We start from the raw sequence: 23,777 nt of genomic DNA, 5'->3' as shown, positions 1-23,777 counted from the left end.
ACGGGGACGAGCCGGCGACAAGGGTCAGCGGCGGACGTACGTGGCGATCTCGTAGTCGGGCGTGCCCGCGTGGCGCAGACGATCGACCTCGATCCAGCGCGCGGGGTCGATGGGCCCGAAGAAGGCGTCGCCGTCGGGGCTGAGCGGGACGTGCGTGACCACCATCGTGTCGACGAGTCCACGCTCGAGCGCCTCGTCGTACACCGTCGCCCCGCCGACGAGGAAGACCTCGCCGTCGACCTCGCGTGCCCGATCGAGCGCGGTGTCCAGGTCGCCCGCGACGATGACCGCGGGATCGCCCGGGTCCCAGTCGGCACGCCGGGTCAGCACGACGGACGTGCGGCCCGGGAGCGGACGCCCGATCGACTCGTACGTGGCCCGGCCCATCACGACCGGGTGCCCCCACGTGAGCTCCTTGAACTGGCGCATGTCTCCCGTGCGCGGCCACGGCATGCCGCCCTCATGGCCAATGACGCCGTTGTCGCCCACGGCCACGACGATCGTGACGCCCATCAGACGGCGATCGGCGCCTTGATGGCGGCGTGCGACGTGTACCCCTCGATCGCGATCGACTCGAGCGTGAAGTCGTCGATGTCGGTGATCGCGGGGTCGAGCCGCAGCGTGGGCAGCGGCAGCGGGTCGCGGGTGAGCTGCTCGCGCGCCTGGTCGAGGTGGTTGACGTAGAGGTGGCAGTCGCCGCCGGTCCAGATGAACTCGCCGGGCTCGAGGCCGGTGAGCTGGGCGACCATCTGCGTCAGCAGCGCGTAGGAGGCGATGTTGAAGGGGACGCCGAGGAAGACGTCGGCCGAGCGCTGGTAGAGCTGGCAGCTCAACTTGCCGTCGGCGACGTGGAACTGGAAGAACGCGTGGCAGGGGGCCAGCGCCATCGCGTCGAGGTCGGCCACGTTCCAGGCGCTGACGATGTGCCGTCGCGAGTTCGGGTCGGTTCTGATCGCCTCGATGACGGCGCGCAGCTGGTCGATGTGCTCGCCGCCGGGGGTGGGCCAGGAGCGCCACTGGTAGCCGTAGATGGGGCCGAGGTCGCCGTTCTCGTCGGCCCACTCGTCCCAGATCGTGACGCCGTGGTCGCGCAGGTACTGGGTGTTCGTGTCGCCGCGGATGAACCACAGCAGCTCGGCGACGACGCTCTTGAGGTGCACCTTCTTGGTGGTGACGACGGGGAACCCCTCGGCCAGGTCGAACCGCATCTGGTGCCCGAAGACGCTGCGCGTGCCGGTGCCGGTGCGGTCACCCTTGGCCACCCCCTCGTCGAGGATCCTGCGGACGAGATCGAGGTAGGCCTGCATGTCCGCAGACTAGCAACGCGGCCCGACGATCCGTCGGCGTGACGTGGAATACTGACGCGCGTGCCGGAACCCCTCGCTCCGACCCCAGCGGACGTGAAGCGATTCGTCGCCCTCCAGCTCGGAGTCACCGCAGTCTTCGCCGTCCTCGTGGTGGCCGTCTTCGGTCGCGACGGCGACCCCGGCGCCCGCTGGTGGGCCGCGCTGGCCCTGATCGCCCTGGTGTTCGCCGCCACCGCGCTCGTCTCGCGCTGGTGGTCCGGCGCCGGGAGCCTGCCTGCCGACGAGCCCGCCCCGCAGGGCACCGCGATGCGCCGGCTCTCCTCGCACATCGCCCGGGCGTTCCTCGTCCTCGAGGTCCCGCTCGTCGTCTCGGCGGTGCTGGGCCTCTCCGGCCTCATCGGCGGCCTCGTGCTACTGGTGGCGGTCGTCCCCGCCCTGGCTGCGCTCACCTTCGGCACGTGGCCCACGCGACGCAACGTCGACCGGTTCGCCACGGCGCTGGAGCGCGACGGCGCCGACTCGGGTCTGCGCGAGGCGTTCGCGCGATGAGCTCCGACGTCTCCGTCCGGCTCGCGTGGCCCGACGACGCCCCCGCGATCGCCGCCGTCCAGCGAGCCCACTGGCTGCGCACGTACGGCGACGTGGTCGAGGCCGACGAGCTCGACGCCCTCGACGAGACCGTCATGACGGCCCGCTGGAGCCAGCTGATCAGTGCGCCGCGCGACGCCCGGATGCGGGCCCTCGTCGCCCTCGAGCGGGCGACGGTGCGCGGCTTCGCCCTCGTGCATCCCTGCCACGACCCCGACGCCGACCAGATCCGGGACGCCGAGATCGGCGAGTTCGTCGTGGGCGTCGACCACCGCAACCTCGGCCACGGCTCGCGACTGCTGCACGCGTGCGTCGACACGGTGCGGGCCGACGGCTTCGAGCGGGCGGTCTGGTGGGTCTCCCCCACCGACGACGTCCTGCGCGCGTGGCTGCTGGCCTCGGGCTGGGCGCCGGACGGCGCGCACCGCGAGTTCGCCGCCGTCACGGGCCCGCTCAAGCAGATCCGGCTCCACACCACGCTGACGTGAGCGAGTCGACCAGCGACCGGCAGGTCATCGCCGACTCCCTCGGTGTCGGCATCGGCGTCGGCCTGTACGGCGTCAGCTTCGGTGCCCTCGCCACCACCGGCGGCCTGTCCGTGTGGCAGGCCTGTGCGCTGTCGCTGCTGGCGTTCACGGGCGCCTCGCAGTTCGCCTTCCTCGGCGTCGTGGCCGCCGGCGGCTCGCCGGCGACCGGCGCCCTGACCGCCGTCCTGCTGGGCGTGCGCAACACGTTCTACGGGATCACCCTGGCGCCCGTCCTGCGGCTGAAGGGGTGGCGCCGGCTCGCGACGGCCCACGTCGTGATCGACGAGTCGACCGCGATGGCGGTGGTGCGCGACGATCCCCGGCAGGCCCGGCTGGGCTTCTACTGGACCGGACTGACGATCTTCCTGATCTGGAACGTCATGACCCTCGTGGGCGCGGTCGCGGGCGAGAGCATCGGCGACCCGCGCGCGATCGGGCTCGACGCCGCCGTGGCCGCCGCGTTCCTGGGATTGCTGTGGCCGCGGCTCGACTCGCCGTCCTCGCGCCTGCTGGCCCTGCTGGCTGCGGCGGTGGCGCTCGGGCTGGTGCCGTTCACGCCGCCCGGCGCGCCGATCATCATCGGCGGCCTGGTCGCCGTCCTGGTCGGCCTGCGTTTCGTCCCCTCCGCGGACGGCGACCGCGATGACTGAGCTGTGGTGGGGCGTGCTCGCGGTGGCCGTCGGGTGCTACGGGCTCAAGCTGCTGGGACTGTCGATCCCCGAGCGCCTGCTGGAGCATCCCGTCACCGTCCGGGCGGCCGCGTTCATCCCCGTCGGCCTGCTGGCGGCGCTCGTGGCGGTCCAGGGGTTCGCCGACGGGTCCGAGGTCGTGGTCGACGCCCGGCTGGCCGGTCTCCTCGTGGCCGCCGTGCTGCTGTGGCGCAAGGTCCCGTTCCTGGTGATGCTGATCGCCGCAGCGGCGACCGCGGCGCTGGTGCGCGCCCTCGGCGGCTGATCCTTCACGGCGGCCCCGCCCGCGGATCCTCGTACCGGGCGGCGAGGGCCGTCGCGCGGCCGTGGAGGGCGGAGCGCAACGCATCGGGCGCGAGGACCTCCGCGCCGGTGTCGAGCTGCCAGATCGCCCACACGGCGTGCCGCAGGTCCTCGAACGTCACGTCCAGGCGGACCCAGCCGTCTGCCTCCGGTTCCTCGGCCCGCACGGCGCGGGCCATGTCGAGCAGCTCCTCCTGGCGCCACGGGGCGACCCTCACGACCACGGCGAGGTGATCCGCCGAGAGGAATCGGGCGCTGCGCTCGATCCAACTGCGCTCGAGATCGATGCTCGCGGAACGTTCCGCCGGTTCAGGGAGCGCCTCGGCATCCACCATGCGGGAGACCCGGTAGGTGCGATCCTCGCCGGACTTCGACGCCAGCAGGTAGGTGCGGCCACGGACGGTGACCAGCCCGAGAGGGTCGACCGTGTGCACGCGCGGTGCCTGGTCCGGGGCGGAGTACTCGAAGCGAAGCCGGTGCCCGGTGAGCACGGCGTGGCGGACCTGGCTCATCACCGATGTCGCGATGTCCTCGCTCGGCGATCGGCGTGAGAGCAGGTCGGCCCCGGGCTCGACCAGGAATCGCTCCGCCGCGTCGTCCATGGCGACTCGATGGCCCTCGGGCAGGGCATCGATCACCTTGCGCATGGCTGAAGCCAGCGCGGAGCTGAGGCCGAACACCTTCTGGCTGCCTCCGGACACCGCGGTCACCAGCGCGAGCGCCTCCTCATGGTTCAGGCCCGTGAGCTCCGTGTGGAAGCCCGGGAGCAGGGTGAAGCCGCCGTGTCGGCCCCGGTCGGCGTAGACCGGAACGCCTGCCGTCGACAGGGCCTCGATGTCACGCAGCACCGTGCGCACCGACACCTCCAGCTCGCTCGCCAGTGCGGCGGCGGTCATCCGGCCTCGCCGACGCAGGAGCAGCACCAGGGAGACCAGCCGATCCGCACGCATGGATCCATGATCACCGAAACATGACACAGGGTGACGTGATTCTTCGGGACGCTGGTCGTGGGCGTCGCAGACAACGGCCGACCGGTCCGCCGGGCGCCCGACCGCAGCGATGGGAGTCGTGATGGAACGCACCGCAGTCAACCCGGTGACCTGGTCACAGGAGTTGGGGTTCAACCAGGGCGAGGTCGTCTCCGGACAGACCCGCACCCTCTACATCTCGGGTCAGACCGCGATGAGCACCGACGGACGGCCCCAGCATGAGGGGGACGTCGCGGCGCAGCTCGCGCTGGCCCTGGACAATCTCGAAGCCGTGCTCGGCGAGGCGCGCATGACACTCGCGAACCTCGTGCGCCTCACCGTCTACACGACCGATGTCGACGCACTCTTCCCGCACTACGGCGTCCTCGCCGGTCGGCTGGCCGCTTCCGGCGTCGCACCCACCACGACGATGCTGGGCGTGACGCGCCTGGCGATCCCCGGCCAGCTGGTCGAGCTCGAGGGAACCGCCGTGGACTGACCGGGTCAGTCGAGCTCGAGGACCTCGTCGAGACCGACGGTCACGCCGGGGTGCTCCGGGATCCACTGCAGTGCGGCGACGACGCCCGGCATGAACGACTCACGACTCGACGAGTCGTGGCGGATGCTGAAGATCTCGCCGGGATCGCCCAGCACGACCTCCTGCGAGGCGATGAACCCGCGGGCGCGCAGGGCGTGGACCGGGATCCCCTCGACCTTGGCTCCCCGAGCCCCGTCGGGGTCGGTGGTCGTGGCGTCGGGCAGCGCGGCCGACCCCGCCTCGCGGCGCGCCTCGGCGATCAGCTCGGCGGTGCGGACCGCGGTGCCCGACGGCGCGTCGACCTTGTCGGGGTGGTGCATCTCGATGACCTCGACGGACTCGAAGAACGGCGCGGCGACGGCGGCGAACCGCATCATCAGGACGGCGCCGATCGAGAAGTTGGGGACGACCAGCGCGCCGACGCCCTCGTGGCCGGAGACGATCTCGCGCAGCTGCGCGACCTTCTCGTCACCGAAGCCAGAGGTGCCGATCACCACGTGGATGCCCCGCTCGAGGCACCAGCGGGCCTGGTCGAAGGCGACGTCCGGCGTCGTGAACACCAGGACCGCCTCGGCCTGCGCCTCGGCGATCGCCTCGAGCTCGTCGCCGACGTCGATCCCGGCGACGAGCTCGAGCCCGTCCGCCGCCTCGATCGCCGCGGCCGAGGTCGATCCCATCCGGCCCTTCGCACCCAGTACCGCCACCCGTGTCATGGGCCCGATGCTATCGACCCAGCCGGTGACCCGTGACGGGGTCGAAGTGGTGGACCGCGTCGGGGTCGATGACCTCGAGGTGCGTGGTGGTCCCCTTGACCGGCGGATTCCGCCAGTCCGTGCGGGCGACGACCGGCGGCGTGACGCCGTCGGCCCGTCCGTAGAGGTAGGCGTCCGAACCGAGCTCCTCGACGACGTCGACCACGATCGGCAGGCCCTCGTGCGAGACCGCGAGGTTCTCGGGGCGCACTCCCACCACGACCGTGGAGCCGCCCGCCCCCGTCAGGGCCTCGCGCGGCACCGGCAGGATCCGCGTGCCGAACTCCACCCCACCGTCGATCACCGGCAGTTCGAACAGGTTCATCGCCGGCGAGCCCATGAACCCGGCCACGAAGAGGTTCACCGGGTGGTCGTAGAGCTCGCGCGGGGCCGCGACCTGCTGCAGGACGCCGTCCTTGAGCACCGCGACCCGGTCGCCCATCGTCATCGCCTCGACCTGGTCGTGGGTCACGTAGACCGTCGTCGTCCCGAGCCGGCGCTGCAGGGCCGCGACCTGCGTGCGGGTCTGGACCCGCAGCTTGGCGTCGAGGTTCGACAGCGGCTCGTCCATGCAGAACACCCGGGGCGACCGGACGATCGCGCGCCCCATCGCCACGCGCTGGCGTTGGCCTCCGGAGAGCGCCTTGGGCTTGCGGTCGAGGTACTCGGTCAGGCCCAGCAGCTCGGCCGCCTCGGCCACGCGGGTGGTGATGTCGGCCTTCGGGACCTTGGCGATCCGCAGCGCGAAGCCCATGTTCTCGCCGACCGTCATGTGCGGATACAGCGCGTAGTTCTGGAACACCATGGCGATGTCGCGCTCCTTGGGCGGCATCCTGGTGACGTCGCGGTCGCCGATGAGGATGCGCCCGTCGTCGACGTCCTCCAGGCCGGCGAGCATTCTCAGCGTGGTGGACTTGCCGCAGCCGGACGGGCCCACGAGGACCAGGAACTCGCCGTCGGCGACCTCGAGGTCGACATGGTCGACCGCCGGCCGCTCCTGCCCGGGGAACACCCGGGTCGCACCCTCGAAGACCACACGACTCATGACGACTCTCCCAGTTGCAGCTCTGCGGGCAGGATGACCGACGTCCGCTCGTCGTCGGGGTGCTCGATCCGCCGGGCCAGCAGGTCGACCGCGGTGGCACCGAGGTCGCCGAGCGGCTGGCGCACCGTGGTGAGGGCGGGGGTCGAGGCGGCCGCGGCGGCCGAGCCGTCGAAACCGACCAGTGCGACGTCGCCGGGCACGTCGAGGCCCTGGCGCGACAGCTCGCGCAGGGCGCCGAGGGCCATCACGTCGTTCGCCGCGAAGACGGCGTCGAGGTCGGGGCGCCGCTCGAGCAGCGCGGCCGCGCCGCTGACGCCGCTGGCGTCGCTGAAGTCGCCCGGCTCGACCAGGTCCTCGTCGTAGGGCAGCCCCGCCGCCTCGAGCGCGTCGCGGTAGCCGTCGAGACGGTCCCGGCCCGAGGCCATGTCCTGGGGGCCGGTGATGCAGGCGATCGTGCGCCGGCCGCGCTCGACGATGTGGTCGACCGCGCGGCGCGCTCCCCCGCGGTTGTCGACGTCGACGAAGCAGGCCAGCGGGTCGCGGGGGCGGCCGACGTAGACGATCGGCAGCCCCGCGCCTTGCGGGAGGCTCAACGCGTCGTGCAGCGACACGACCATGACCCCGTCGACGTGCTGGGGCGTGAGGAACTGGCCGAGGCGCTCCAGGTGCGACTCGTCCGGCACCATCGACAGCACCAGCCGCCGTGACGTCGCGTCGACGGCGCGCGAGATGCCGCGCACCAGGCCGGCGAAGAACGGCTCGGCGAACACGCGCTCCTCGTCCTCGGCGATGACCAGCGAGACCGTGTCGGTGCGGCGGGTCTTGAGCGAGCGCGCCGCTTGGTTCGGCACGTAGCCGAGCTCGCGGACAGCGTGCTCCACCGCCTCTCGCGTGTGCGGCGAGACGTGCTCCGAGCCGTTGACGACCCGCGACGCGGTGCCGCGGCCCACCCCGGCGAGGCGGGCCACCTCCTCCAGCGTGGGTTGGCGACCGTCCGTCATGACCTCTCCTTCGTGCTGCTCGCCCGGGCGAGCTCGGCGAACCAGCGGGCGCTGGCCTTGGGCGTGCGGACCAGCGTGTCGAAGTCGACGTGGACGATCCCGAACCGCTTCGCGTACCCCTCGGCCCACTCGAAGTTGTCCAGCAGCGACCACGCGAAGTATCCGCGCACGTCCACCCCCGCGTCGATCGCGTCCGCGAGCGCCGCGAGGTGTCCCGCGACGAACGCGATCCGGTCATGGTCCTCGACCGTGCCGTCCGGGCCGACGACGTCGTCGAACGCCGCGCCGTTCTCGGTGATGTAGATCGGGAGGGGCGGGTAGTCCCGGTGCACCTGCGCCAGCACCTCGCCCAGCCCCACCGGGTCGATGTCCCACCCGGACGCGGTCTTCGGCCAGTCCCGCTCGACGAAGTCGACCTCCGAGGCACCCGGCCACGGACCGGCCGCCACGACGTGCCGCGAGTAGTAGTTGACGCCCAGGAAGTCGAGCGGCGCGGCGATCGTCGCGAGGTCGCCGGCCCGGATCACGTCCGTGCCCCCGACCCCGGCCACGTCGTCGAGGACGTCCTGCGGGTAGCGGCCGAGCAGCACGGGGTCGAGGAACCACCGGTTCATGAGCCCGTCGATCCGGCGCACGGCGTCGTCGTGGCGGCCGGTGTCGTCGGCGGGCGAGATCGCGTACAGGTTGAGGGTGATCCCCACCTTCGCCCCGGGCACGCGCTCACGCAGCCGCGGCACCGCGAGGCCGTGGGCCAGGTGGAGGTGGTGGGACGCCGCCAGTGCCGCTGCGGGCTCGGTGCGGCCGGGCGCGTGGATGCCCGCGCCGTAGCCGAGGAAGGACGCGCACCAGGGCTCGTTCAGGGTGGTCCAGTTCGCCACCCGGTCGCCGAGCGCGTCGGCCACGATCGCGGCGTAGTCGGCGAACCGCTCGGCGGTGTCGCGCACGGGCCAGCCCCCGGCGTCCTCGAGGGCCTGGGGCAGGTCCCAGTGGTACAGCGTCGGCCACGGCTCGATCCCGGCCTCGAGGAGCCCGTCGACCAGCCGGTCGTAGAACGCCAGGCCCCGCGGCTCGGCCGGCCCCCGGCCGTCCGGCTGGATGCGCGGCCACGCCACGGAAAACCGGTAGGCGCCCAGCCCGAGGTCGCGCACGAGCGCGACGTCCTCGGGCCAGCGGTGGTAGTGGTCGACGGCCACCTCGCCACTGTCGGCGCGGAAGGTGCGACCGGGCTGGGCGCAGAAGGTGTCCCAGATCGAGGCGCCGCGGCCGTCCTCGGACGTGGCCCCCTCGATCTGGTAGGCCGACGTCGCCGCACCCCACACGAATCCGGGGTCGAACCGCTCGCTCAGACCGTTCATGACTTGAGGCCGCCTTCCATGATGCCGCCGACGATCTGGCGGCCGAAGAGGATGAACACCAGGACGAGCGGCAGGGTGCCCATGAGGGTCCCGGCCATGACCAGCGCCTGGTCGGTGTAGTAGCCGCCCGACAGGCGCGAGAGCGCGACCTGCACGGTGGGATGGTCGAAGTCGAGCGCGATGTAGGGCCACAGGAAGTCGTTCCAGCGCTCCATGAACGTCAGCAGGCCGAGCACCGCGGCCGCCGGGCGCAACGCCGGGAAGACGATCGACCAGAAGATCCGCAGCGTGGAGGCGCCGTCGACCCGGGCGGCCTCGATGAGCTCGTCGGGGATCGCCTGGGCGGCGTACTGGCGCATGAAGAACACGCCGAAGCCGCTGACCAGGAACGGCAGCGTCACCGACGCCAGTCCGCCGGCGAGGCCGAGCTTCGTCATGAGCATGTAGAGCGGGATGAGGCCCAGCTGGACGGGCACCATCATCGTGGCGACCACGACGACCAGCAGCACGTTGCGGCCACGGAACTTGAGCTTCGCGAAGGCGAACCCGGCCAGGGCGGACGTGACCACGACGGCCAGCGTCGCGACCGAGGCGACGATCAGCGTGTTGAGCAGGGCCTCGGCGAACTGGACGTCCGCGTTGGCGAAGACGCGGTCGACGTTCGACACCAGCTGGTCGCCGGGCAGCAGCGGCGGCGGGATGCCGAGGATGTCGCTGTTGGCGCGCGAGGCCATGACGAGCATGAAGTACAGCGGAGCGGCCGACAGCAGCACGACGAACGTCAGGGTGACGTACATCAGCGGCGAGGCGCCGGCGGCGCGGGTGCGAAGGCTCATGTCAGTCCGCCGATCGGATGCGCCGCAGCAGCAGCAGGTTGATCGCCGCGACGACGGCGATGATGAGGAACAGGACCCACGCGATCGTCGAGGCGTACCCGAACCGCTGGCCGGTGAAGGCCTGCTGGACCAGGTACATGGCCACCGTCTGGAACTGGCTGCGGTTGCCGCCGGAGATCGCGTTGGCGCCGGTGTTGAACAGCAGCGGCTCCGTGAACAGCTGGATGCCACCGATGGTCGCGACGATCGTCACGAAGATCAGGGTGGGGCGCAGCATCGGGACCGTGATGGACCAGAACTGGCGCCAGGACGAGGCCCCGTCGATGCGTGCGGCCTCGTACAGCTCCTTGGGCACCGACTGCAGCGCCGCGAGCAGGATGAGGGCGTTGTAGCCGGTCCAGCGCCAGTCGACCATCACCGCGATGGCGATCCACGACGACCAGCGGTGGGCCCGCCAGTCGACCCGATCGAGCCCGATCTGCTCCAGCAACCAGTTGGCGATGCCGAAGTCGCGGGCGAAGATCATCCCGAAGATGATGCCGACGGCCGCGACCGAGGCCACGTTCGGCAGCAGGACGCCCATCCGCCAGAAGGTCCGCGACCGCAGTCGCGTGTTCAACAGCTGCGCCAGCACGGTGGCCAGGATCAGCTGGGGCACGGTCGCCAGCACGAAGATGCCGAACGTGTTGACCAGTGCCCGCCAGAAGGCACTGTCGGCCATCAGCTCGCGGTAGTTGGCCAGCCCGACGAACTCGACCTTGCCGGCCAGCAGCGTCCACTCGTGCATCGACACCCAGGCGGTGTAGACGAGCGGGAACAGCCCGAAGACCGCGAAGACGAGGAAGTAGGGCGAGACGAACGCCAGTCCGGCGCCCTGTTGGCGTGCCAGTCGCGTGCGTGCCATGACGAGATCCTCTCCGAGTGGGGGTCCGGGCGTGGGCAGCCGGTGTCCGCGCCTTGGAGGAACGCGCGGACACCGGCCGCGTCAGGGGTGCGTCAGCGGGCGGCCTTGGTGGCCGCCGCCTTCGCGTCGCTCCAGCCCTTCGCGGGCGGAACCTCACCGTTCTCCACACTGCGCAGGGCGTTCTCGACCGCGTCGCGGACGGGGACGTTCTTGGTGCCGAGGTAGACCGGCTCGAGCTGGGCCGCACCGGCCACGAACAGCTGGCCGACCGGAGCGTCGTTGAAGTAGGCGTTCGTCGCCTCCTTCAGCTCGGGCTTGTCGTGCAGCGCCGGCAGGGAGGGCAGGCGACCCTCGGCCTCGAAGGCCAGCATCTGGCCCTCCTCGCCGCTGAGGTAGTCGATCAGCTCGATCGCCATCTCCTGATGCTTGCCGGACTTCGGCACGGCGAGCCAGGAGCCGCCCCAGTTGCCGCCACCACCGGGCACCGTGGCGATGTCCCACTTGCCCGCGTTGCCCTCACCGGACTGGTCCTTGATGTACCCGGTCATCCACGCCGGGCACGCGATGGTGGCGAACGAACCGTTCTTGAACCCGGCGTTCCACTCGTCGCTGAAGGCCTTCAGCTGGGCGGACAGGTCGGCCTCGGTCATCTCGACGGCGTAGTCCCACGCGGACTTGACCGCCGGGTTGCTGTCGAAGACCAGCTCGTCGTCCTTGTCGAAGTACGTGTGGTCGCCCTGCTGCATCAGGATCGAGTTGTACGTGTTCGTCGAGGAGTCGACGAACGCGACCTTGTCGCCGCCGATGCCCGACTGGAACTTCTTGCCCGTCGCGATGAACTCGTCCCACGTGGGCCAGAGCGTGCCGACCTCGTCGCGGTCGGTGGGCAGGCCGGCCTTCTCGAACAGGTCGCGGCGGTAGCACATCGCCAGGCCGCCGACGTCGGTCCCGTAGCCGATCGTGGTCTTGCCGTCGGCGGTCGTGGCCTTGTCCCACACCCACGGGAGCCAGCGGTCCTTGACGTCGTCGCCCCCCTTCTCCTGGAGGTTGACGAACTTGTCGGCGGCGGCCAGGAAGGCGACCGTCTGGCCCTCCTCGATCGCCACGACGTCGCCCGCGTCGCCGCCGGCGGCGATCTGCTGGGTCAGCTTGGTGTTGTACTTGCCCAGGTCGCCCTCGGCCGTCTCGACGATCTTGACGCCCGGATGGTCCGCCTCGAACTTCTTGTAGGCCTCGGTGTACCCGAACTTGCCGAACAGGTTCACCCGCAGGGTGATGTCTTCCCCGTCGTCGCTCGATCCACCGTCGCCGCAGGCTGCCAGTCCGCCCAGGGCGATGGCTGCGGTGAGTGTGGCGGCGAACTGTCGTGTGCGATTCACGTCATGCCTTCCGTCGGTCCCCCACCCGACATGGGAGCGCTCCCATGAGTGTGGCTCACGTCACAGCACGACGTCAAGACAAAATTGGGAGCGCTCCCACATGCGTGCCCAGGAACGACGAAGCCCCGCACCCGAAGGGGTGCGAGGCTTCGTGACGAGCGATCGATCAGGCGTCGGCCGACTCCTGCGAGGACTCCTCGGCCGTCTCGACGGCCGCATCCTCGGTCGTCTCGACCACCGGGATCAGCGAGAGCTTGCCGCGGTCGCCGACCTCGGCGATCTCGACCTGGATCTTGTCGCCGACCTTGACCACGTCGTCGACGTTGTTCACGCGCTGGCCGCCGTTGAGCTCGCGCAGCTTGCTGATGTGCAGCAGGCCGTCCTTGCCCGGCAGCAGCGAGATGAACGCGCCGAAGTCGACGGTCTTGACGACGGTGCCGAGGTAGCGCTCGCCGACCTCGGGCATCGTCGGGTTGGCGATCGCGTTGACCGCGGCGCGCGCGGCCTCGGCCGAGTCGCCGTGCTCGGCGCCGATGAAGACCGTGCCGTCGTCGTCGATCGAGATCTTCGCGCCGGTGTCGTCCTGGATCTGGTTGATCATCTTGCCCTTGGGGCCGATGAGCTCGCCGATCTTGTCGACCGGGATCTTCACCGTGATGATCCGCGGAGCGAAGGGGCTCATCTCGTCGGGCTCGTCGATGGCCTCGGCCATGACGTCGAGGATCGTCTGGCGGGCGTCGTGCGCCTGCTGCAGGGCACCGGCGAGCACGTCGGCGGGGATGCCGTCGAGCTTGGTGTCGAGCTGCAGGGCGGTGACGAACTCCCGCGTGCCGGCGACCTTGAAGTCCATGTCGCCGTAGGCGTCCTCGGCTCCGAGGATGTCGGTCAGCGTGACGAACTTCTGCTCGCCGTCGACCACACCGGAGATGAGGCCCATCGCGATGCCGGCGACCGGGGCGCGCAGCGGCACACCGGCGTTCAGCAGGCCCAGGGTGGACGCGCAGACCGAGCCCATGGACGTCGAGCCGTTGGAGCTCAGCGCCTCGGAGACCTGGCGGATCGCGTACGGGAACTCCGCGCGCGACGGGAGGACGGGCAGCAGAGCCCGGCCGGCCAGGGCGCCGTGGCCGATCTCGCGACGCTTGGGCGAGCCCACGCGACCGGTCTCGCCGGTGGAGTACGGCGGGAAGTTGTAGTTGTGCATGTAGCGACGCGTCGTCTCGGGCGAGAGCGTGTCGAGCTTCTGCTCCAGATCGAGCATGTTCAGCGTCGTGACGCCCAGGATCTGGGTCTCGCCACGCTGGAACAGCGCCGAGCCGTGGACGCGCGGGATGACGCCGACCTCGGCGGACAGGGCGCGGATGTCGGCCAGGCCACGACCGTCGATGCGCACGTTGTCGCGCAGGACGCGCTCGCGGACAAGCTCCTTGGTGAGCGAGCGCAGCGCGGCGCCGAGCTCCTTCTCACGGCCCTCGAAGCGATCGCCGAGCTGCTCGATGACGTTCGCCTTGATCTCGGACTCGCGCTCCTCACGGTCGGCCTTGCGGACGATCGTGAGCGCGCCGGCCAGGTCGGCCGAGGCGATCTCGCGGACGGCCTCGTAGGCGTCGTCCTCGTAGTCGAGGAAGACCGGGAAGTCCTGGACGGGCTTGGCGGCGGTGGCCGCGAGCTCGGCCTGGGCCTCGCACAGCTGGCGGATGAAGCCCTTGGCGGCGTCGAGGCCGCCGGCCACGATCTCCTCGGTGGGCGCCTGGACGCCGCTCTGGACGAGCTCCCAGGTGTTCTCGGTGGACTCGGCCTCGACCATCATGATCGCGACGTCGTCGCCCGCGACCCGGCCCGCGACGACCATGTCGAACACGGCCTCCTCGAGCTGGCTGTGCGTCGGGAAGGCGACCCACTGACCGTCGATCAGGGCAACGCGGGTGGCGCCGATCGGACCGGTGAACGGCAGGCCGGAGATCTGCGTGGACGCCGAGGCGGCGTTGATCGCCAGGACGTCGTACGGGGTGTCGGGGTTGAGCGCCAGGACCGTGATGACGACCTGGACCTCGTTGCGCAGGCCCTTCTTGAAGGTCGGGCGCAGCGGGCGGTCGATCAGGCGGCAGGTGAGGATCGCGTCCTCGCTGGGGCGGCCCTCACGACGGAAGAACGAGCCGGGGATGCGACCCGCGGCGTACATGCGCTCCTCGACGTCGACCGTCAGCGGGAAGAAGTCGAAGTGGTCCTTGGGGTGCTTGCCGGCCGTGGTGGCCGAGAGCAGCATCGTGTCGTCGTCGAGGTAGGCGGCGACGGAGCCGGCGGCCTGCTGGGCCAGCAGACCCGTCTCGAAGCGGACGGTGCGGGTGCCGAAGCGGCCGTTGTCGAGGACGGCTTCGACGGTGGTGATGTCGGACATGTGAGTCCCTTCTGCAGGAGATGCTCTCCTGCGGTTTCGGGACGAGGCGGCTGCGCCGGCGCGGTCCGCGTTCGGACCCGGGCCGGGCCGGTCTTCGATCGAGGCCCGCGGTCGCCGGTGGCGCTCCGAGGGCCACTACCGAGGACCGAGCAATCGCCGACCTCGTCGTGGGTGTTGCGTGTGCTGTTGTGGGTGATGCGGAACGGGCGGCCATCCCCAAGGGGATGACCGCCCGCGATGTCAGCGGCGCAGGCCGAGACGCTCGATGAGCGAGCGGTAGCGCTCGATGTCCTCGTTCTGCAGGTAGTTCAGCAGCCGGCGACGGCGACCGACCAGGAGCAGCAGGCCACGACGGCTGTGGTGGTCGTGCTTGTGCTCCTGCAGGTGACCGGTCAGGTGCGAGATACGGCCGGTGAGCAGCGCGATCTGGACCTCCGCGGATCCGGTGTCGCCCTCGCCCGTGGCGTACTGGTCAATGATCTCCTGCTTCGACAGGTTCGCCACCGTGGGGGCAGCGGTCTTCTTCGACACGTGTTCTCCTTGGAGTCCGTTGCACGGCGCGCCCGGGCCTGTTCACCGGGGCACTCTGGGTCCGTGGCCGATCTACGGCAACCCTCAGGGTATCAGCGGCCCGGTGATCGCTCCTAATCGCCACGCGCGCTCAACGCAGCAGCGCGGAGCGGGCCGCCGAGACGTCCCGGTGCATCTGCTCGACCAGGGCCTCGAGGCCGTCGTAGGCGACCATCTCGCGCAGTCGCGCGACGAGCTCGACCCGGATCCGCGAGCCGTAGAGGTGCAGGTCGTCGCGGTCGATCACGTAGGACTCGACGCGCCGGTCGGTGACGCCCTCGAACGTGGGATTGGTGCCGATCGAGGTGGCGGCGGGCAGGCGCGCGCCGTCGGGCAGGACGACCCACGCGGCGTAGACCCCGTCCGGCGGGACGGCGTACGACTCGTCGACCGGGACGTTGGCCGTCGGGAAGCCGAGCTCGCGGCCGCGCCGGTCGCCCTCGACGACGACGCCGGACACCTCGTGCGGTCGGCCCAGGACCTCGGCCGCCTGAGCGACGTCCCCGGCCGCGATCGCCTCGCGCACGCGGGTGGACGAGAAGGCGACGCCGTCGCCCGCGAGCGAGGCCTCGGTCGCGGTGAACCCGTGCTGCTCCCCCGACGCGGCGAGCGTCTCGATCGAGCCCGAGGCGCGACTGCCGTACCGGAACCCGTCGCCGACGACGACGGCGCGCGCGTGGCACTGGTCGAGCACCACGGCGCGGACGAACTCGTCGGGCGACCAGGACGCCATCTCGGCGGTGAAGTCGAGCACGCGGACGTGATCGGCGCCGTGCTGGTGCAGCAGCTCGATGCGCCGCTCCAGGGTCGTGAGCAGCTTCGGGGCGCGCTCCGGCGCGAAGATCGCGACCGGGTGCGGGTCGAAGGTGATGGCGACCGTGGCCGCGCCGTCGCCGGCGGCGGCCCGCGTGGCCGCGAGCAGCGACTGGTGGCCCCGGTGGACGCCGTCGAAATTGCCGATCGTGACCGCCGTCGGGCCGGACACCGACGTGTCGGGAGCGCCGTCCATCGCCTTCCAGATCACCACGGCGACACTGTGCCACACGCGCCACGGACCGGGTCAGGCAGCGGACCTCATCGCCGCGATCGAGTCGTCGGTGCACGTGTCCCAGAACCCGCCGACGACGTCCTGGACCTGCGCGAACGACGACGCCGCGAACAGCACCTCCTGGTAGTGGGTGATGTCGTACTCCGTCGTGCCCATCTCGACCAGGTCCAGCGGCCGGATCGTCATGTGCCGGAACTCCTCGATCTCGCCGGGGCTCGACAGGATGCCGGCGCCGTACGCCTTCAACCCGTCGGGCTCGTGGACCACGCCGAACTCGAGCGTGAACCAGAAGACCTTGCTGACGAACTGCAGCGCCTCGTCGGACTCGACGCGCCGCGCCGCCGCGCCGGCCGCCTCGTAGAGGTCGGTGAACCGACGGTCGGCCAGCGTGTTGCCGTGGCCGACGACCTCGTGCAGGACGTCGGGCTCGGGCGTGTAGAGCGGCACCGAGTGGTGCCGGACGTACTGGGTGGCCCAGAACCCGCGGTCGGCCAGCGCCCCGTAGAACTCGCGCAGCGGGACGAGTCCCGCCGCCGGCTGGTAGGCGAATCCGGTGAGCGGCGCGAGGGCCGCCGACAGGTCGGCGAGCTGCGGCACGTGATCGTCGGGCAGGCCGAACGCCTCCTTGCCGTCGAGGTACTCCCGGCACGCGTACGTCCGGTGCTTCTCGTGGAGATCGGCACACACGACGCGCCACACCTCGTGCTCGGCGTCGGTGTAGTCGATCACCGGCGGTGGCTCGCCGGGCGTCCACTGCGCCGCCGCGGTGGCGATGCGGTCGCGCCGCTCGCGGTACGTCGGGTCGTGCAGGCCGGGGTGCCCCTCGCTCAGCTCGACCGAGACGCTGCCGTCGTCCTTCTTCACGACGGGCGCGAAGTATTGGCCTTCCTCGAACATGTCACTCCTCCCCCGTGGTCGTCAGACCACGTGTCCTTCGACCTCGCCCAGGGGCAGCAGTCGGCCGTCGCGGGTCCGGGCCGCGGCGGAGATGGTCACGGTGTCCCCGTCGGCGAGGAAGCCGCGCTCGGTCCCGTCGTCCAGGGCGAGCGGTCTCGTCCCGTTCCACGTGAGCTCGAGCAGCGAGCCCAGCTGGCCGGTCTCGGGGCCGCTGACCGTGCCGGAGGCGAACAGGTCGCCCGGCCGCAACGACGCCCCGTTGACCGTCAGGTGCGCGAGCATCTGCGCGGGCGTCCACGCCATCGTCGCGAACGGCGGGTGCGAGACGACCGAGCCGTTGATCGCGATCGTCAGCTCGAGGTCGAGTCCGGGGCCGGGCGGACGCAGGTACTCCTGCAGGTCGACCTTCGGCTCCGGCGGGTCCACGTGCGCGTCGGCGAGTGCCGCCCAGGGCACGATCCACGGCGAGACGGACGTCGCGAAGGACTTGCCCAGGAACGGGCCGAGCGGCACGTACTCCCACGCCTGGATGTCGCGGGCCGACCAGTCGTTCACGACGCAGACGCCGAAGACGTGCTCGGCGAACGCCTCCACCCCGACCGGGCGGCCGAGGGTCGACCCGGCGCCCACGACGAACCCGACCTCGGCCTCGACGTCGAGCCTGGCGCTCGGGCCGAAGCCGATCGAGCCGTCGGCCGACCGCAGCTGGCCGGACGGACGGTGCACCGGCGTGCCGGAGACGACGACCGTGCCCGCGCGCCCGTGGTACCCGATCGGCAGGTGGTCCCAGTTGGGCGTCAGCGGATCGCCGTCCGGCCGGAAGATCCGCCCGACGTTCGTGGCGTGGTGCCGCGAGGCGTAGAAGTCGACGTAGTCGGCCACCGCGAACGGCAGGCGGAGGTCGACCTCGGCCACGGGCCTCGCCGCCGGTGCGCCGCGGACGTGCTCGAGGAGGGCTGCTCGCACCGCGGCCCACGCGTCGGGGCCCGCGGCGAGGAACCGGTCGAGGCTGCCCTCGGCGAACAGGAGCGCGTGGTCCGGCACCAGCGTCGGCGCGAGCTCTGTCAGGTCGAGCACGCCCTCGCCGATCCCGACGCCCACGCGCGGCCCGTCCACGTCGGGAGCCGTGAAGCTGCAGTAGGGCAGGGTGCCCGGGTCGAAGTCGGTCATGCGATCAGCCCGAGTCCGCGCAGGCCGGCGAGCGGCTCGTCGAGGTCGCACGTGCCGATCGACCGGAGCAGCCGCCGCGACTCGCCCAGCGATGCGAGGTCGAGCCGGTCCGCCGCCGCGGTCAGCACCGGTGCGGGGTCGTCGCCGCGCATCGCCGCGACGACCGCCGCCATCACGTTGACGAACCCGTGGGCCCCGTCGTGTGCGATCGCGGCGTGCAGTCCGGCGGTCAGCTTGAACGGCTGGTCGTGCTCCACGCAGTGCCGGATCGCCGCGGCCAGCTCGTCGACCGTCGGCACGTGGTCTCCCCCGCACCGCAGCTTGAGCACGGCGTCGTCCGGGACGCCGAGGCCGTCGCCCCACGGCATCTCCACCGCGACCGGCCGGACGGGCAGGCCGGCGAGCGCACGGACCGGTCCGAGGATCTCGGCGGACGCGACCGACACCGGCGACCCCGCCACGAGGCCCAGTGCCGGGACCACGTCCTCGACCCGGCCGACCACCGCGATCCCGAGCGGCTCGGTCGCCTCGGCGATGACCGCGGGCACCCGCGCCAGGTCGCAGACCAAGGGGCCGACCAGGTCGCTGTCGCGGCCGAGGTGGGCCTTCACGGCCACGTCGACCGGCGCGTTGCCCGGCGGGAACATGGCCGCGTCGTCGAAGAGCCGCGCGAAGGCCGTCGTCATGCCCGCCCCCAGGAGCGGTGGTAGACCCCGTCGTCGACGGCTCGGCCGCCCTCGCCCAACTCGAGCGGCCGGAAGGTGTCGACCATGACCGCCAGCTCGTCGAACGACTCCGCGCCCAGGCTCGCCTCGATCGCCGACGGCTGCGGTCCGTGCGAGTGTCCGCCCGGGTGCACCGAGACCGAGCCCTTGCCGATCCCGGATCCCTTGCGCGCCTCGTAGTCGCCGTCGACGTAGAACATGATCTCGTCGGAGTCGACGTTCGAGTGGTAGTACGGCACCGGGATCGCCAGCGGGTGGTAGTCGACCTTGCGCGGCACGAAGTTGCAGACGACGAAGTTGGTGCCCTCGAACACCTGGTGCACCGGGGGCGGCTGGTGCACACGCCCCGTGATCGGCTCGAAGTCGGCGACGTTGAACGCGTACGGGTAGAGGCAGCCGTCCCAGCCGACGACGTCGAACGGGTGCCGCGGCACGACGTGGACGGACCCGGCCAGGCCCGACGGGCCGGAGCCGCGGTGCAGCACGAGCACCTCGACGTCGGTCTCGTCGCGCACCTCGGGCTCACCGGGCCCGCGCAGGTCACGCTCGCAGTACGGCGCGTGCTCGAGCAGCTGGCCGAAGCGCGAGAGATAGCGCTTCGGCGGCCCGATGTGGCTGTTCGCCTCGATGCAGTACGCCCGGACGTCGCCCTGCGGGACCCACCGGTGCGTCGTGGCGCGCGGGACCACCAGGTAGTCCCCCGGGCCGAACGGGAGGTGCCCGAAGACCGTCTCGAGGACACCGCGGCCGGCCTCGATGAACACGCACTCGTCGCCGGTGGCGTTGCGGTAGAGCGGCGACGGGCGGGCGCCCACCACGTACGAGAGGCGCACGTCGGCGTTGCCGAGCACGAGCCGACGCCCGGTGACGAGGTCGCGGTCGGCGTCGTCGAAGAGGTCGTGCAGCCTCAGGTGCCGCGGCAGCAGCGGCTCGTTGGGGGTCGTGGCCCGATCGGGCAGCTGCCAGGTGCGCGCCTCGACGATCGCCGAGGGCACGCCCACGTGGTAGAGCAGCGACGAGTCCGAGCTGAAGCCCTCCTCGCCCATCAGCTCCTCGCGGTAGAGCGACCCGTCGGCCGCCCGGTGCTGGGTGTGCCGCTTCGGCGGGACCCGCCCCATGCTGCGGTAGTGGGCCATCAGGGCCTCCCGGACTCAGAAGTTGCCACGTCGCGCCTGCTCGCGCTCGATCGCCTCGAACAGCGCCTGGAAGTTGCCCTTGCCGAAGCCGAGCGACCCGTGCCGCTCGATCAGCTCGAAGAACACCGTGGGCCGGTCGCCGACGGGCTTGGTGAAGATCTGCAGCAGGTAGCCGTCCTCGTCGCGGTCGACCAGGATCCCCCGGCGCTGGAGCTCCTCGATCGGCACGCGCACCTCGCCGATCCGCTCCCGCAGCTGCGGGTCGGTGTAGTAGGAGTCGGGGGTGTCGAGGAACTCGATGCCCGCGTCCCGCAGCCAGTCGACCGTCGCGAGGATGTCGTTCGTCGCGAGCGCCAGGTGCTGGGCGCCGGGGCCGCCGTAGAACTCCAGGTACTCGTCGATCTGCGACTTCTTCTTCCCGATCGCCGGCTCGTTCAGGGGAAACTTGACCCGATGGTTGCCGCTGGCGACGACCTTGCTCATCAGGGCGCTGTACTCGGTGGCGATGTCGTCGCCGACGAACTCGGCCATGTTCGTGAAGCCCATCACCCGGTGGTAGAAGTCGACCCACGCGTCCATGCGGCCCAGCTCGACGTTGCCGACCACGTGGTCGAGCGCCTGGAAGATCCGCTTCGGCGCCCCCTCCGGTCGCGTGATCGTGGACGAGCGCTCCACGTAGCCGGGCAGGTACGGGCCGGAGTACCGACTGCGGTCGACGAGGGTGTGCCGGGTCTCGCCGTACGCGCCGATCGCGGCCCGGCGCACGGTGCCGTGCTCGTCGCTGACGTCGTGCGGCTCCTCGAGGATCGTCGCCCCCTGCTCGCGGGCGTGCCTGATGCAGGCGTCGACGTCCGGCACCTCGAGCGCGATGTCGACGATGCCGTCGCCGTGCCGGCGGTGGTGGTCCATCACCGGGCTGTCGGGGTCGACGCCGCCGCGCAGGACGAACCGCACCGCACCGCTGACCAGGACGTAGGCATGGTGGTCGCGGTTGCCCGTCACGGGGCCCGAGTACGCGACCAGGTCCATCGCGTAGGCGGACATGAAGAAGTGGGCGGACTGCGTCGCGTTGCCGACGTCCCACACGATCGCGTCCCACCCGGTCACCGGGAACGGGTCGGTGGTCGCGTCGTGCTCGACGAGGCCGACGAGCTGCTGCAGCTGGCTCAGGTCGAGGTGGGCGAGGCGTTCGGCATCGGTGAGGTCGAGGCTCATGTGATGCAGGACACACCCGTTGGCGTCGGTGGGCAACCGCGCCGGTGCGAGGTGGTCAGGGTAGTCATTCCGACCACGAACTCCGGTGCCGAACTGTCCAGATTGCTAGGCTCGGTGCATGTTGGACCGACTCGACGTCGCGCTCATCGAGGCGATGCACACCCATCCCCGCGTCGGAGACCTGGAGCTGTCGCGCCTGCTGGGGGTGGCTCGCGCGACGGTCCAGTCGCGGCTGCGCAAGCTCGAGGAGTCGGGCGTCGTCACCGGCTACGCCCCCGACATCAACCTCGCCGCCGCGGGCCACCCGGTGCAGGCGTTCGTCACGCTGCAGATCGTGCAGGGCTCCATCGACGCCGTCACCGCCGAGCTCGACTCCCTGCCGAACGTGCTCGAGGCCTTCATCACCAGCGGCGACGCCGACATCGTCTGCAAGATCGCCGCCACCTCGCACGAGGACCTCAAGGACACGCTGCTGCACATCAGCCGCTCGGGGTCGGTCGCGCGCACCAGCAGCGTGATCGTGCTTTCCGAGCTCGTGCCGACGCGGGTGCTGCCGATGTTGCACAAGGGCGCCGCCGACCCACCGCCGCGTGCGCCCGCCTTCCGCCGAACTCTCATCGACCGCTCATCCGGATCGGCCTCCCAGCAGGGAGAATGAGGGCATGCGCCCCCGTCCCCTGCTCACGATCGCGGTCGTCGCAGCGCTCGTGCTCGTGCTGGGTGGCCTCCTGGTCGACCGGCTCCTGCCCGCCGACGGCTCGGACGGAACCGTCGAGCCCGTGGTCATCAGTCCCGCCGGGCTGACCCGGTCGGGCGGCCCGACCGCCACCGCTCCCCCGGCCTCGCCCGCAGCGACCCCGCCGACCACCCCGCCCACCGCGCGTCCGACCACCCCGGCGCCCACCCAGCCCACGCAGGTGAAGCCGCGCCCCCGGCCGGTCGACGAGGACGACGACGACCACGAGGAGGATGACGACCGACGGGTCGGCGAGGACGACGATGGCCCGGACGATGACTGACCACTGCCCACGACGGACCGGACGACGGTGAGGCGTCGCTGGGGCAGCTTCTCGGTCCGCAGCCGACTGATCGTCGCCATCGCCGCGCTGGTGGGTGCGACCCTGCTCGCCGCAGGGATCACGATGTGGGTCGTCGAGTCGCGCCGCATCGACCAGGGCATCGACGCCGCGATCACCCAGGAGTTCGCCGAGTTCCGGGCGTCCTTCGGAGCGGACGAGCAGATCGGCGCCGACGCCCGGCTCGAGGCGTTCCTGGCCCGCACGCTGCCCGACAACGGCGAGGTCGTGTGGGCGTTCCCCGCAACGGGCAGCCCGCAGTACATCGGCAACTCCGACCGGAACCTGCTCGACTCACCGCGGTTCACGGCACTCGTGCGGGACCTGCGGACCACCGGCGGCATGCGCACGTTCGAGTCCGGGGGTCGGCGGTACCGGGTCGGCGTCCTGACGGTGCGGCAGGGCGACCAGACGGCCGCGCTCGTCGTCAGCCGCAACCGGACGCTGGCGCAGGAGCGCCTGACCGACCTGCTGACGACCTACGCCCTCGTCGGCCTGCTGTCCCTCGTCATCGTCGTCGCCGCCTCCTCCTGGCTGGCCGGGCGTCTGCTCGCTCCCCTGACCCGGCTGCGCCACACGGCCCGCGACATCAGCGCCGGCTCCCTGGACGAGCGGCTGGAGGTCACCGGCCACGACGACCTCACCGACCTGCAGATCACGTTCAACGCGATGCTCGACCGACTGGAGGCGGCGTTCGCGACCCAGCGGCGGATGCTCGACGACGCCGGGCACGAGCTGCGCACCCCCCTCACGGTGCTCCGGGGGCACATCGAGGTCATGTCCGAGCGCGACCCCGAGGACGTCCTCGAGACCAAGGCGCTGCTGCTCGACGAGATCGACCGGATGTCGCGGCTCGTCGACGAACTGCTGGTGCTGGCGAAGGCGCGCCGCCCCGACTTCGTCCGGCTGGAGCCGGTCGACCTGGAGGTGCTCGGCCAGGGCGTCATCGCGCGCTGCCGCGCGCTGGCCGATCGCGACTGGCGCACGGACCTGGCCGCCTCGGGCGAGGCCCTCCTGGACGGTCAGCGCATCACCCAGGCGATGCTGCAGTTCGCCGACAACGCGGTCCGGCACACGCAGGACGGCGACACGATCACCATCGGATCGAGCGCGGCCGGCGGAGTGGTCGAGTTCTGGGTGGCCGACGACGGGCCGGGCGTCCCGGCCGAGCTGCGGGCCGAGATCTTCGACCGGTTCACCACCACCGGGTCGCACGACGGGTTCGGCCTGGGCCTGTCGATCGTCAGCGCGATCGCCGAGGCGCACGGCGGAGCGGTCGTGCTCGATGAGTCTCCCCCGGGCTCCGGGGCCGTCTTCCGCCTGCGCCTGCCGATCGTGGAGGATCGGTGA

At 71.3% G+C, this 23,777-nt stretch carries 26 protein-coding genes; 8 read left to right on the top strand and 18 right to left on the bottom strand.

What is annotated here, in order from left to right; genetic code table 11:
- Positions 1-24 precede the first annotated feature (24 nt).
- Together AFL01nite_RS11495 and AFL01nite_RS11490 are read right to left on the bottom strand one after the other, a co-directional pair.
- Positions 25-513: a dihydrofolate reductase gene (locus AFL01nite_RS11495; RefSeq protein ID WP_146827820.1), complete on the bottom strand. Its 489-nt coding sequence runs from the start codon at positions 511-513 to the stop codon at positions 25-27.
- A complete protein-coding gene (locus tag AFL01nite_RS11490; RefSeq protein ID WP_146827819.1) occupies positions 513-1,307 on the bottom strand; it encodes a thymidylate synthase in 795 nt (264 codons plus the stop codon). The genes AFL01nite_RS11495 and AFL01nite_RS11490 overlap by 1 nt, the downstream gene beginning before the upstream one ends.
- Before the next feature lie 93 nt (positions 1,308-1,400).
- On the opposite strand from AFL01nite_RS11490, the gene AFL01nite_RS11485 reads away from it, so the two are divergent.
- From AFL01nite_RS11485 to AFL01nite_RS11470, 4 genes are read left to right on the top strand one after another with little or no spacing between them, the layout of a single operon-like run.
- Positions 1,401-1,856 (top strand): hypothetical protein, encoded by a 456-nt coding sequence (locus AFL01nite_RS11485; RefSeq protein WP_146827818.1) that lies wholly within the window; start codon positions 1,401-1,403, stop codon positions 1,854-1,856.
- Positions 1,853-2,383 carry a GNAT family N-acetyltransferase gene (locus AFL01nite_RS11480; RefSeq protein WP_146827817.1) on the top strand — a complete coding sequence of 177 codons (531 nt, stop codon included), beginning with the start codon at positions 1,853-1,855 and terminating at the stop codon, positions 2,381-2,383. The genes AFL01nite_RS11485 and AFL01nite_RS11480 overlap by 4 nt, the downstream gene beginning before the upstream one ends.
- On the top strand, positions 2,380-3,072 hold the full coding sequence (locus tag AFL01nite_RS11475) for an AzlC family ABC transporter permease (RefSeq protein WP_146827816.1): 693 nt from the start codon (positions 2,380-2,382) through the stop codon (positions 3,070-3,072). The genes AFL01nite_RS11480 and AFL01nite_RS11475 overlap by 4 nt, the downstream gene beginning before the upstream one ends.
- Entirely contained in the window at positions 3,065-3,376 is a 312-nt protein-coding gene (locus tag AFL01nite_RS11470; RefSeq protein ID WP_146827815.1) for an AzlD domain-containing protein, read from the top strand. The genes AFL01nite_RS11475 and AFL01nite_RS11470 overlap by 8 nt, the downstream gene beginning before the upstream one ends.
- Before the next feature lie 4 nt (positions 3,377-3,380).
- Here the strand turns inward: AFL01nite_RS11470 and AFL01nite_RS11465 are convergent, their stop codons facing one another.
- Positions 3,381-4,364, bottom strand: coding sequence for a helix-turn-helix transcriptional regulator (locus AFL01nite_RS11465; RefSeq protein WP_146827814.1), 984 nt, complete (start codon positions 4,362-4,364; stop codon positions 3,381-3,383).
- Positions 4,365-4,485: 121 nt separating this feature from the next.
- Here AFL01nite_RS11465 and AFL01nite_RS11460 point away from each other — a divergent pair, with 121 nt between their 5' ends.
- Positions 4,486-4,881, top strand: a complete 396-nt coding sequence (locus AFL01nite_RS11460) for a RidA family protein (RefSeq protein ID WP_146827813.1) — start codon at positions 4,486-4,488, stop codon at positions 4,879-4,881.
- 5 nt (positions 4,882-4,886) lie between these two features.
- Here the strand turns inward: AFL01nite_RS11460 and dapB are convergent, their stop codons facing one another.
- The 15 genes from dapB to hppD all read right to left on the bottom strand — a co-directional run bounded on the left by dapB (position 4,887) and on the right by hppD (position 21,351).
- Positions 4,887-5,633 carry a 4-hydroxy-tetrahydrodipicolinate reductase gene (gene dapB / locus AFL01nite_RS11455; protein ID WP_146827812.1) on the bottom strand — a complete coding sequence of 249 codons (747 nt, stop codon included), beginning with the start codon at positions 5,631-5,633 and terminating at the stop codon, positions 4,887-4,889.
- Positions 5,634-5,643: 10 nt separating this feature from the next.
- Positions 5,644-6,717, bottom strand: coding sequence for an ABC transporter ATP-binding protein (locus AFL01nite_RS11450; RefSeq protein WP_146827811.1), 1,074 nt, complete (start codon positions 6,715-6,717; stop codon positions 5,644-5,646).
- Positions 6,714-7,718 carry a LacI family DNA-binding transcriptional regulator gene (locus AFL01nite_RS11445; RefSeq protein WP_146827810.1) on the bottom strand — a complete coding sequence of 335 codons (1,005 nt, stop codon included), beginning with the start codon at positions 7,716-7,718 and terminating at the stop codon, positions 6,714-6,716. The genes AFL01nite_RS11450 and AFL01nite_RS11445 overlap by 4 nt, the downstream gene beginning before the upstream one ends.
- Positions 7,715-9,073: a GH1 family beta-glucosidase gene (locus AFL01nite_RS11440; RefSeq protein WP_146827809.1), complete on the bottom strand. Its 1,359-nt coding sequence runs from the start codon at positions 9,071-9,073 to the stop codon at positions 7,715-7,717. Before AFL01nite_RS11440 ends, AFL01nite_RS11445 begins: the two co-directional genes overlap by 4 nt.
- Positions 9,070-9,909, bottom strand: coding sequence for a carbohydrate ABC transporter permease (locus AFL01nite_RS11435; protein WP_146827808.1), 840 nt, complete (start codon positions 9,907-9,909; stop codon positions 9,070-9,072). The genes AFL01nite_RS11440 and AFL01nite_RS11435 overlap by 4 nt, the downstream gene beginning before the upstream one ends.
- Position 9,910: 1 nt before the next feature.
- Entirely contained in the window at positions 9,911-10,813 is a 903-nt protein-coding gene (locus AFL01nite_RS11430; protein WP_146827807.1) for a carbohydrate ABC transporter permease, read from the bottom strand.
- A gap of 92 nt (positions 10,814-10,905) precedes the next feature.
- On the bottom strand, positions 10,906-12,192 hold the full coding sequence (locus tag AFL01nite_RS11425; RefSeq protein ID WP_146827806.1) for an ABC transporter substrate-binding protein: 1,287 nt from the start codon (positions 12,190-12,192) through the stop codon (positions 10,906-10,908).
- 166 nt (positions 12,193-12,358) lie between these two features.
- Entirely contained in the window at positions 12,359-14,590 is a 2,232-nt protein-coding gene (locus tag AFL01nite_RS11420; protein WP_146827805.1) for a polyribonucleotide nucleotidyltransferase, read from the bottom strand.
- Positions 14,591-14,830: 240 nt separating this feature from the next.
- Positions 14,831-15,094, bottom strand: coding sequence for a 30S ribosomal protein S15 (gene rpsO, locus AFL01nite_RS11415; protein ID WP_146827843.1), 264 nt, complete (start codon positions 15,092-15,094; stop codon positions 14,831-14,833).
- A gap of 157 nt (positions 15,095-15,251) precedes the next feature.
- Positions 15,252-16,187: a bifunctional riboflavin kinase/FAD synthetase gene (locus AFL01nite_RS11410; protein WP_246119693.1), complete on the bottom strand. Its 936-nt coding sequence runs from the start codon at positions 16,185-16,187 to the stop codon at positions 15,252-15,254.
- 33 nt (positions 16,188-16,220) lie between these two features.
- Positions 16,221-17,105 carry a phenylalanine 4-monooxygenase gene (locus AFL01nite_RS11405; protein ID WP_146827804.1) on the bottom strand — a complete coding sequence of 295 codons (885 nt, stop codon included), beginning with the start codon at positions 17,103-17,105 and terminating at the stop codon, positions 16,221-16,223.
- A gap of 21 nt (positions 17,106-17,126) precedes the next feature.
- A complete protein-coding gene (gene fahA, locus AFL01nite_RS11400) occupies positions 17,127-18,275 on the bottom strand; it encodes a fumarylacetoacetase (protein ID WP_146827803.1) in 1,149 nt (382 codons plus the stop codon).
- Positions 18,272-18,961: a hypothetical protein gene (locus AFL01nite_RS11395; protein ID WP_146827802.1), complete on the bottom strand. Its 690-nt coding sequence runs from the start codon at positions 18,959-18,961 to the stop codon at positions 18,272-18,274. The genes fahA and AFL01nite_RS11395 overlap by 4 nt, the downstream gene beginning before the upstream one ends.
- Complete coding sequence (locus tag AFL01nite_RS11390) at positions 18,958-20,136, bottom strand: homogentisate 1,2-dioxygenase (protein ID WP_146827801.1); 1,179 nt, start codon at positions 20,134-20,136, stop codon at positions 18,958-18,960. Before AFL01nite_RS11390 ends, AFL01nite_RS11395 begins: the two co-directional genes overlap by 4 nt.
- Before the next feature lie 15 nt (positions 20,137-20,151).
- A complete protein-coding gene (hppD, locus tag AFL01nite_RS11385) occupies positions 20,152-21,351 on the bottom strand; it encodes a 4-hydroxyphenylpyruvate dioxygenase (protein WP_146827800.1) in 1,200 nt (399 codons plus the stop codon).
- 118 nt (positions 21,352-21,469) lie between these two features.
- Here hppD and AFL01nite_RS11380 point away from each other — a divergent pair, with 118 nt between their 5' ends.
- From AFL01nite_RS11380 to AFL01nite_RS11370, 3 genes are read left to right on the top strand one after another with little or no spacing between them, the layout of a single operon-like run.
- Positions 21,470-22,009 (top strand): Lrp/AsnC family transcriptional regulator, encoded by a 540-nt coding sequence (locus tag AFL01nite_RS11380; RefSeq protein WP_146827799.1) that lies wholly within the window; start codon positions 21,470-21,472, stop codon positions 22,007-22,009.
- Between the two features lie 4 nt (positions 22,010-22,013).
- The gene (locus AFL01nite_RS11375; RefSeq protein ID WP_146827798.1) at positions 22,014-22,370 is read left to right on the top strand and encodes a hypothetical protein; all 357 of its coding nucleotides are present in this window, start codon (positions 22,014-22,016) and stop codon (positions 22,368-22,370) included.
- A 27-nt stretch (positions 22,371-22,397) separates the two neighbouring features.
- A complete protein-coding gene (locus AFL01nite_RS11370; protein WP_146827797.1) occupies positions 22,398-23,777 on the top strand; it encodes a sensor histidine kinase in 1,380 nt (459 codons plus the stop codon).

Source organism: Aeromicrobium flavum (genome assembly GCF_007992115.1).
Lineage (GTDB): Bacteria > Actinomycetota > Actinomycetes > Propionibacteriales > Nocardioidaceae > Aeromicrobium > Aeromicrobium flavum.
This window is presented reverse-complemented; position numbering and strand designations above follow the sequence as displayed.

Bases quoted from the DNA above. Each gene is read 5' to 3' on its own strand.
- AFL01nite_RS11375 (WP_146827798.1), top strand. From the start codon at position 22,014: ATGCGCCCCCGTCCCCTGCTCACGATCGCGGTCGTCGCAGCGCTCGTG.
- AFL01nite_RS11445 (WP_146827810.1), bottom strand. From the start codon at position 7,718: ATGACGGACGGTCGCCAACCCACGCTGGAGGAGGTGGCCCGCCTCGCC.
- dapB (WP_146827812.1), bottom strand. From the start codon at position 5,633: ATGACACGGGTGGCGGTACTGGGTGCGAAGGGCCGGATGGGATCGACC.
- AFL01nite_RS11395 (WP_146827802.1), bottom strand. From the start codon at position 18,961: ATGACGACGGCCTTCGCGCGGCTCTTCGACGACGCGGCCATGTTCCCG.
- AFL01nite_RS11435 (WP_146827808.1), bottom strand. From the start codon at position 9,909: ATGAGCCTTCGCACCCGCGCCGCCGGCGCCTCGCCGCTGATGTACGTC.
- AFL01nite_RS11430 (WP_146827807.1), bottom strand. From the start codon at position 10,813: ATGGCACGCACGCGACTGGCACGCCAACAGGGCGCCGGACTGGCGTTC.
- AFL01nite_RS11420 (WP_146827805.1), bottom strand. From the start codon at position 14,590: ATGTCCGACATCACCACCGTCGAAGCCGTCCTCGACAACGGCCGCTTC.
- AFL01nite_RS11470 (WP_146827815.1), top strand. From the start codon at position 3,065: ATGACTGAGCTGTGGTGGGGCGTGCTCGCGGTGGCCGTCGGGTGCTAC.
- AFL01nite_RS11495 (WP_146827820.1), bottom strand. From the start codon at position 513: ATGGGCGTCACGATCGTCGTGGCCGTGGGCGACAACGGCGTCATTGGC.
- hppD (WP_146827800.1), bottom strand. From the start codon at position 21,351: ATGAGCCTCGACCTCACCGATGCCGAACGCCTCGCCCACCTCGACCTG.
- AFL01nite_RS11380 (WP_146827799.1), top strand. From the start codon at position 21,470: ATGTTGGACCGACTCGACGTCGCGCTCATCGAGGCGATGCACACCCAT.
- AFL01nite_RS11465 (WP_146827814.1), bottom strand. From the start codon at position 4,364: ATGCGTGCGGATCGGCTGGTCTCCCTGGTGCTGCTCCTGCGTCGGCGA.
- AFL01nite_RS11450 (WP_146827811.1), bottom strand. From the start codon at position 6,717: ATGAGTCGTGTGGTCTTCGAGGGTGCGACCCGGGTGTTCCCCGGGCAG.
- fahA (WP_146827803.1), bottom strand. From the start codon at position 18,275: ATGACCGACTTCGACCCGGGCACCCTGCCCTACTGCAGCTTCACGGCT.
- AFL01nite_RS11460 (WP_146827813.1), top strand. From the start codon at position 4,486: ATGGAACGCACCGCAGTCAACCCGGTGACCTGGTCACAGGAGTTGGGG.
- AFL01nite_RS11390 (WP_146827801.1), bottom strand. From the start codon at position 20,136: ATGGCCCACTACCGCAGCATGGGGCGGGTCCCGCCGAAGCGGCACACC.
- AFL01nite_RS11480 (WP_146827817.1), top strand. From the start codon at position 1,853: ATGAGCTCCGACGTCTCCGTCCGGCTCGCGTGGCCCGACGACGCCCCC.
- AFL01nite_RS11440 (WP_146827809.1), bottom strand. From the start codon at position 9,073: ATGAACGGTCTGAGCGAGCGGTTCGACCCCGGATTCGTGTGGGGTGCG.
- AFL01nite_RS11405 (WP_146827804.1), bottom strand. From the start codon at position 17,105: ATGTTCGAGGAAGGCCAATACTTCGCGCCCGTCGTGAAGAAGGACGAC.
- AFL01nite_RS11490 (WP_146827819.1), bottom strand. From the start codon at position 1,307: ATGCAGGCCTACCTCGATCTCGTCCGCAGGATCCTCGACGAGGGGGTG.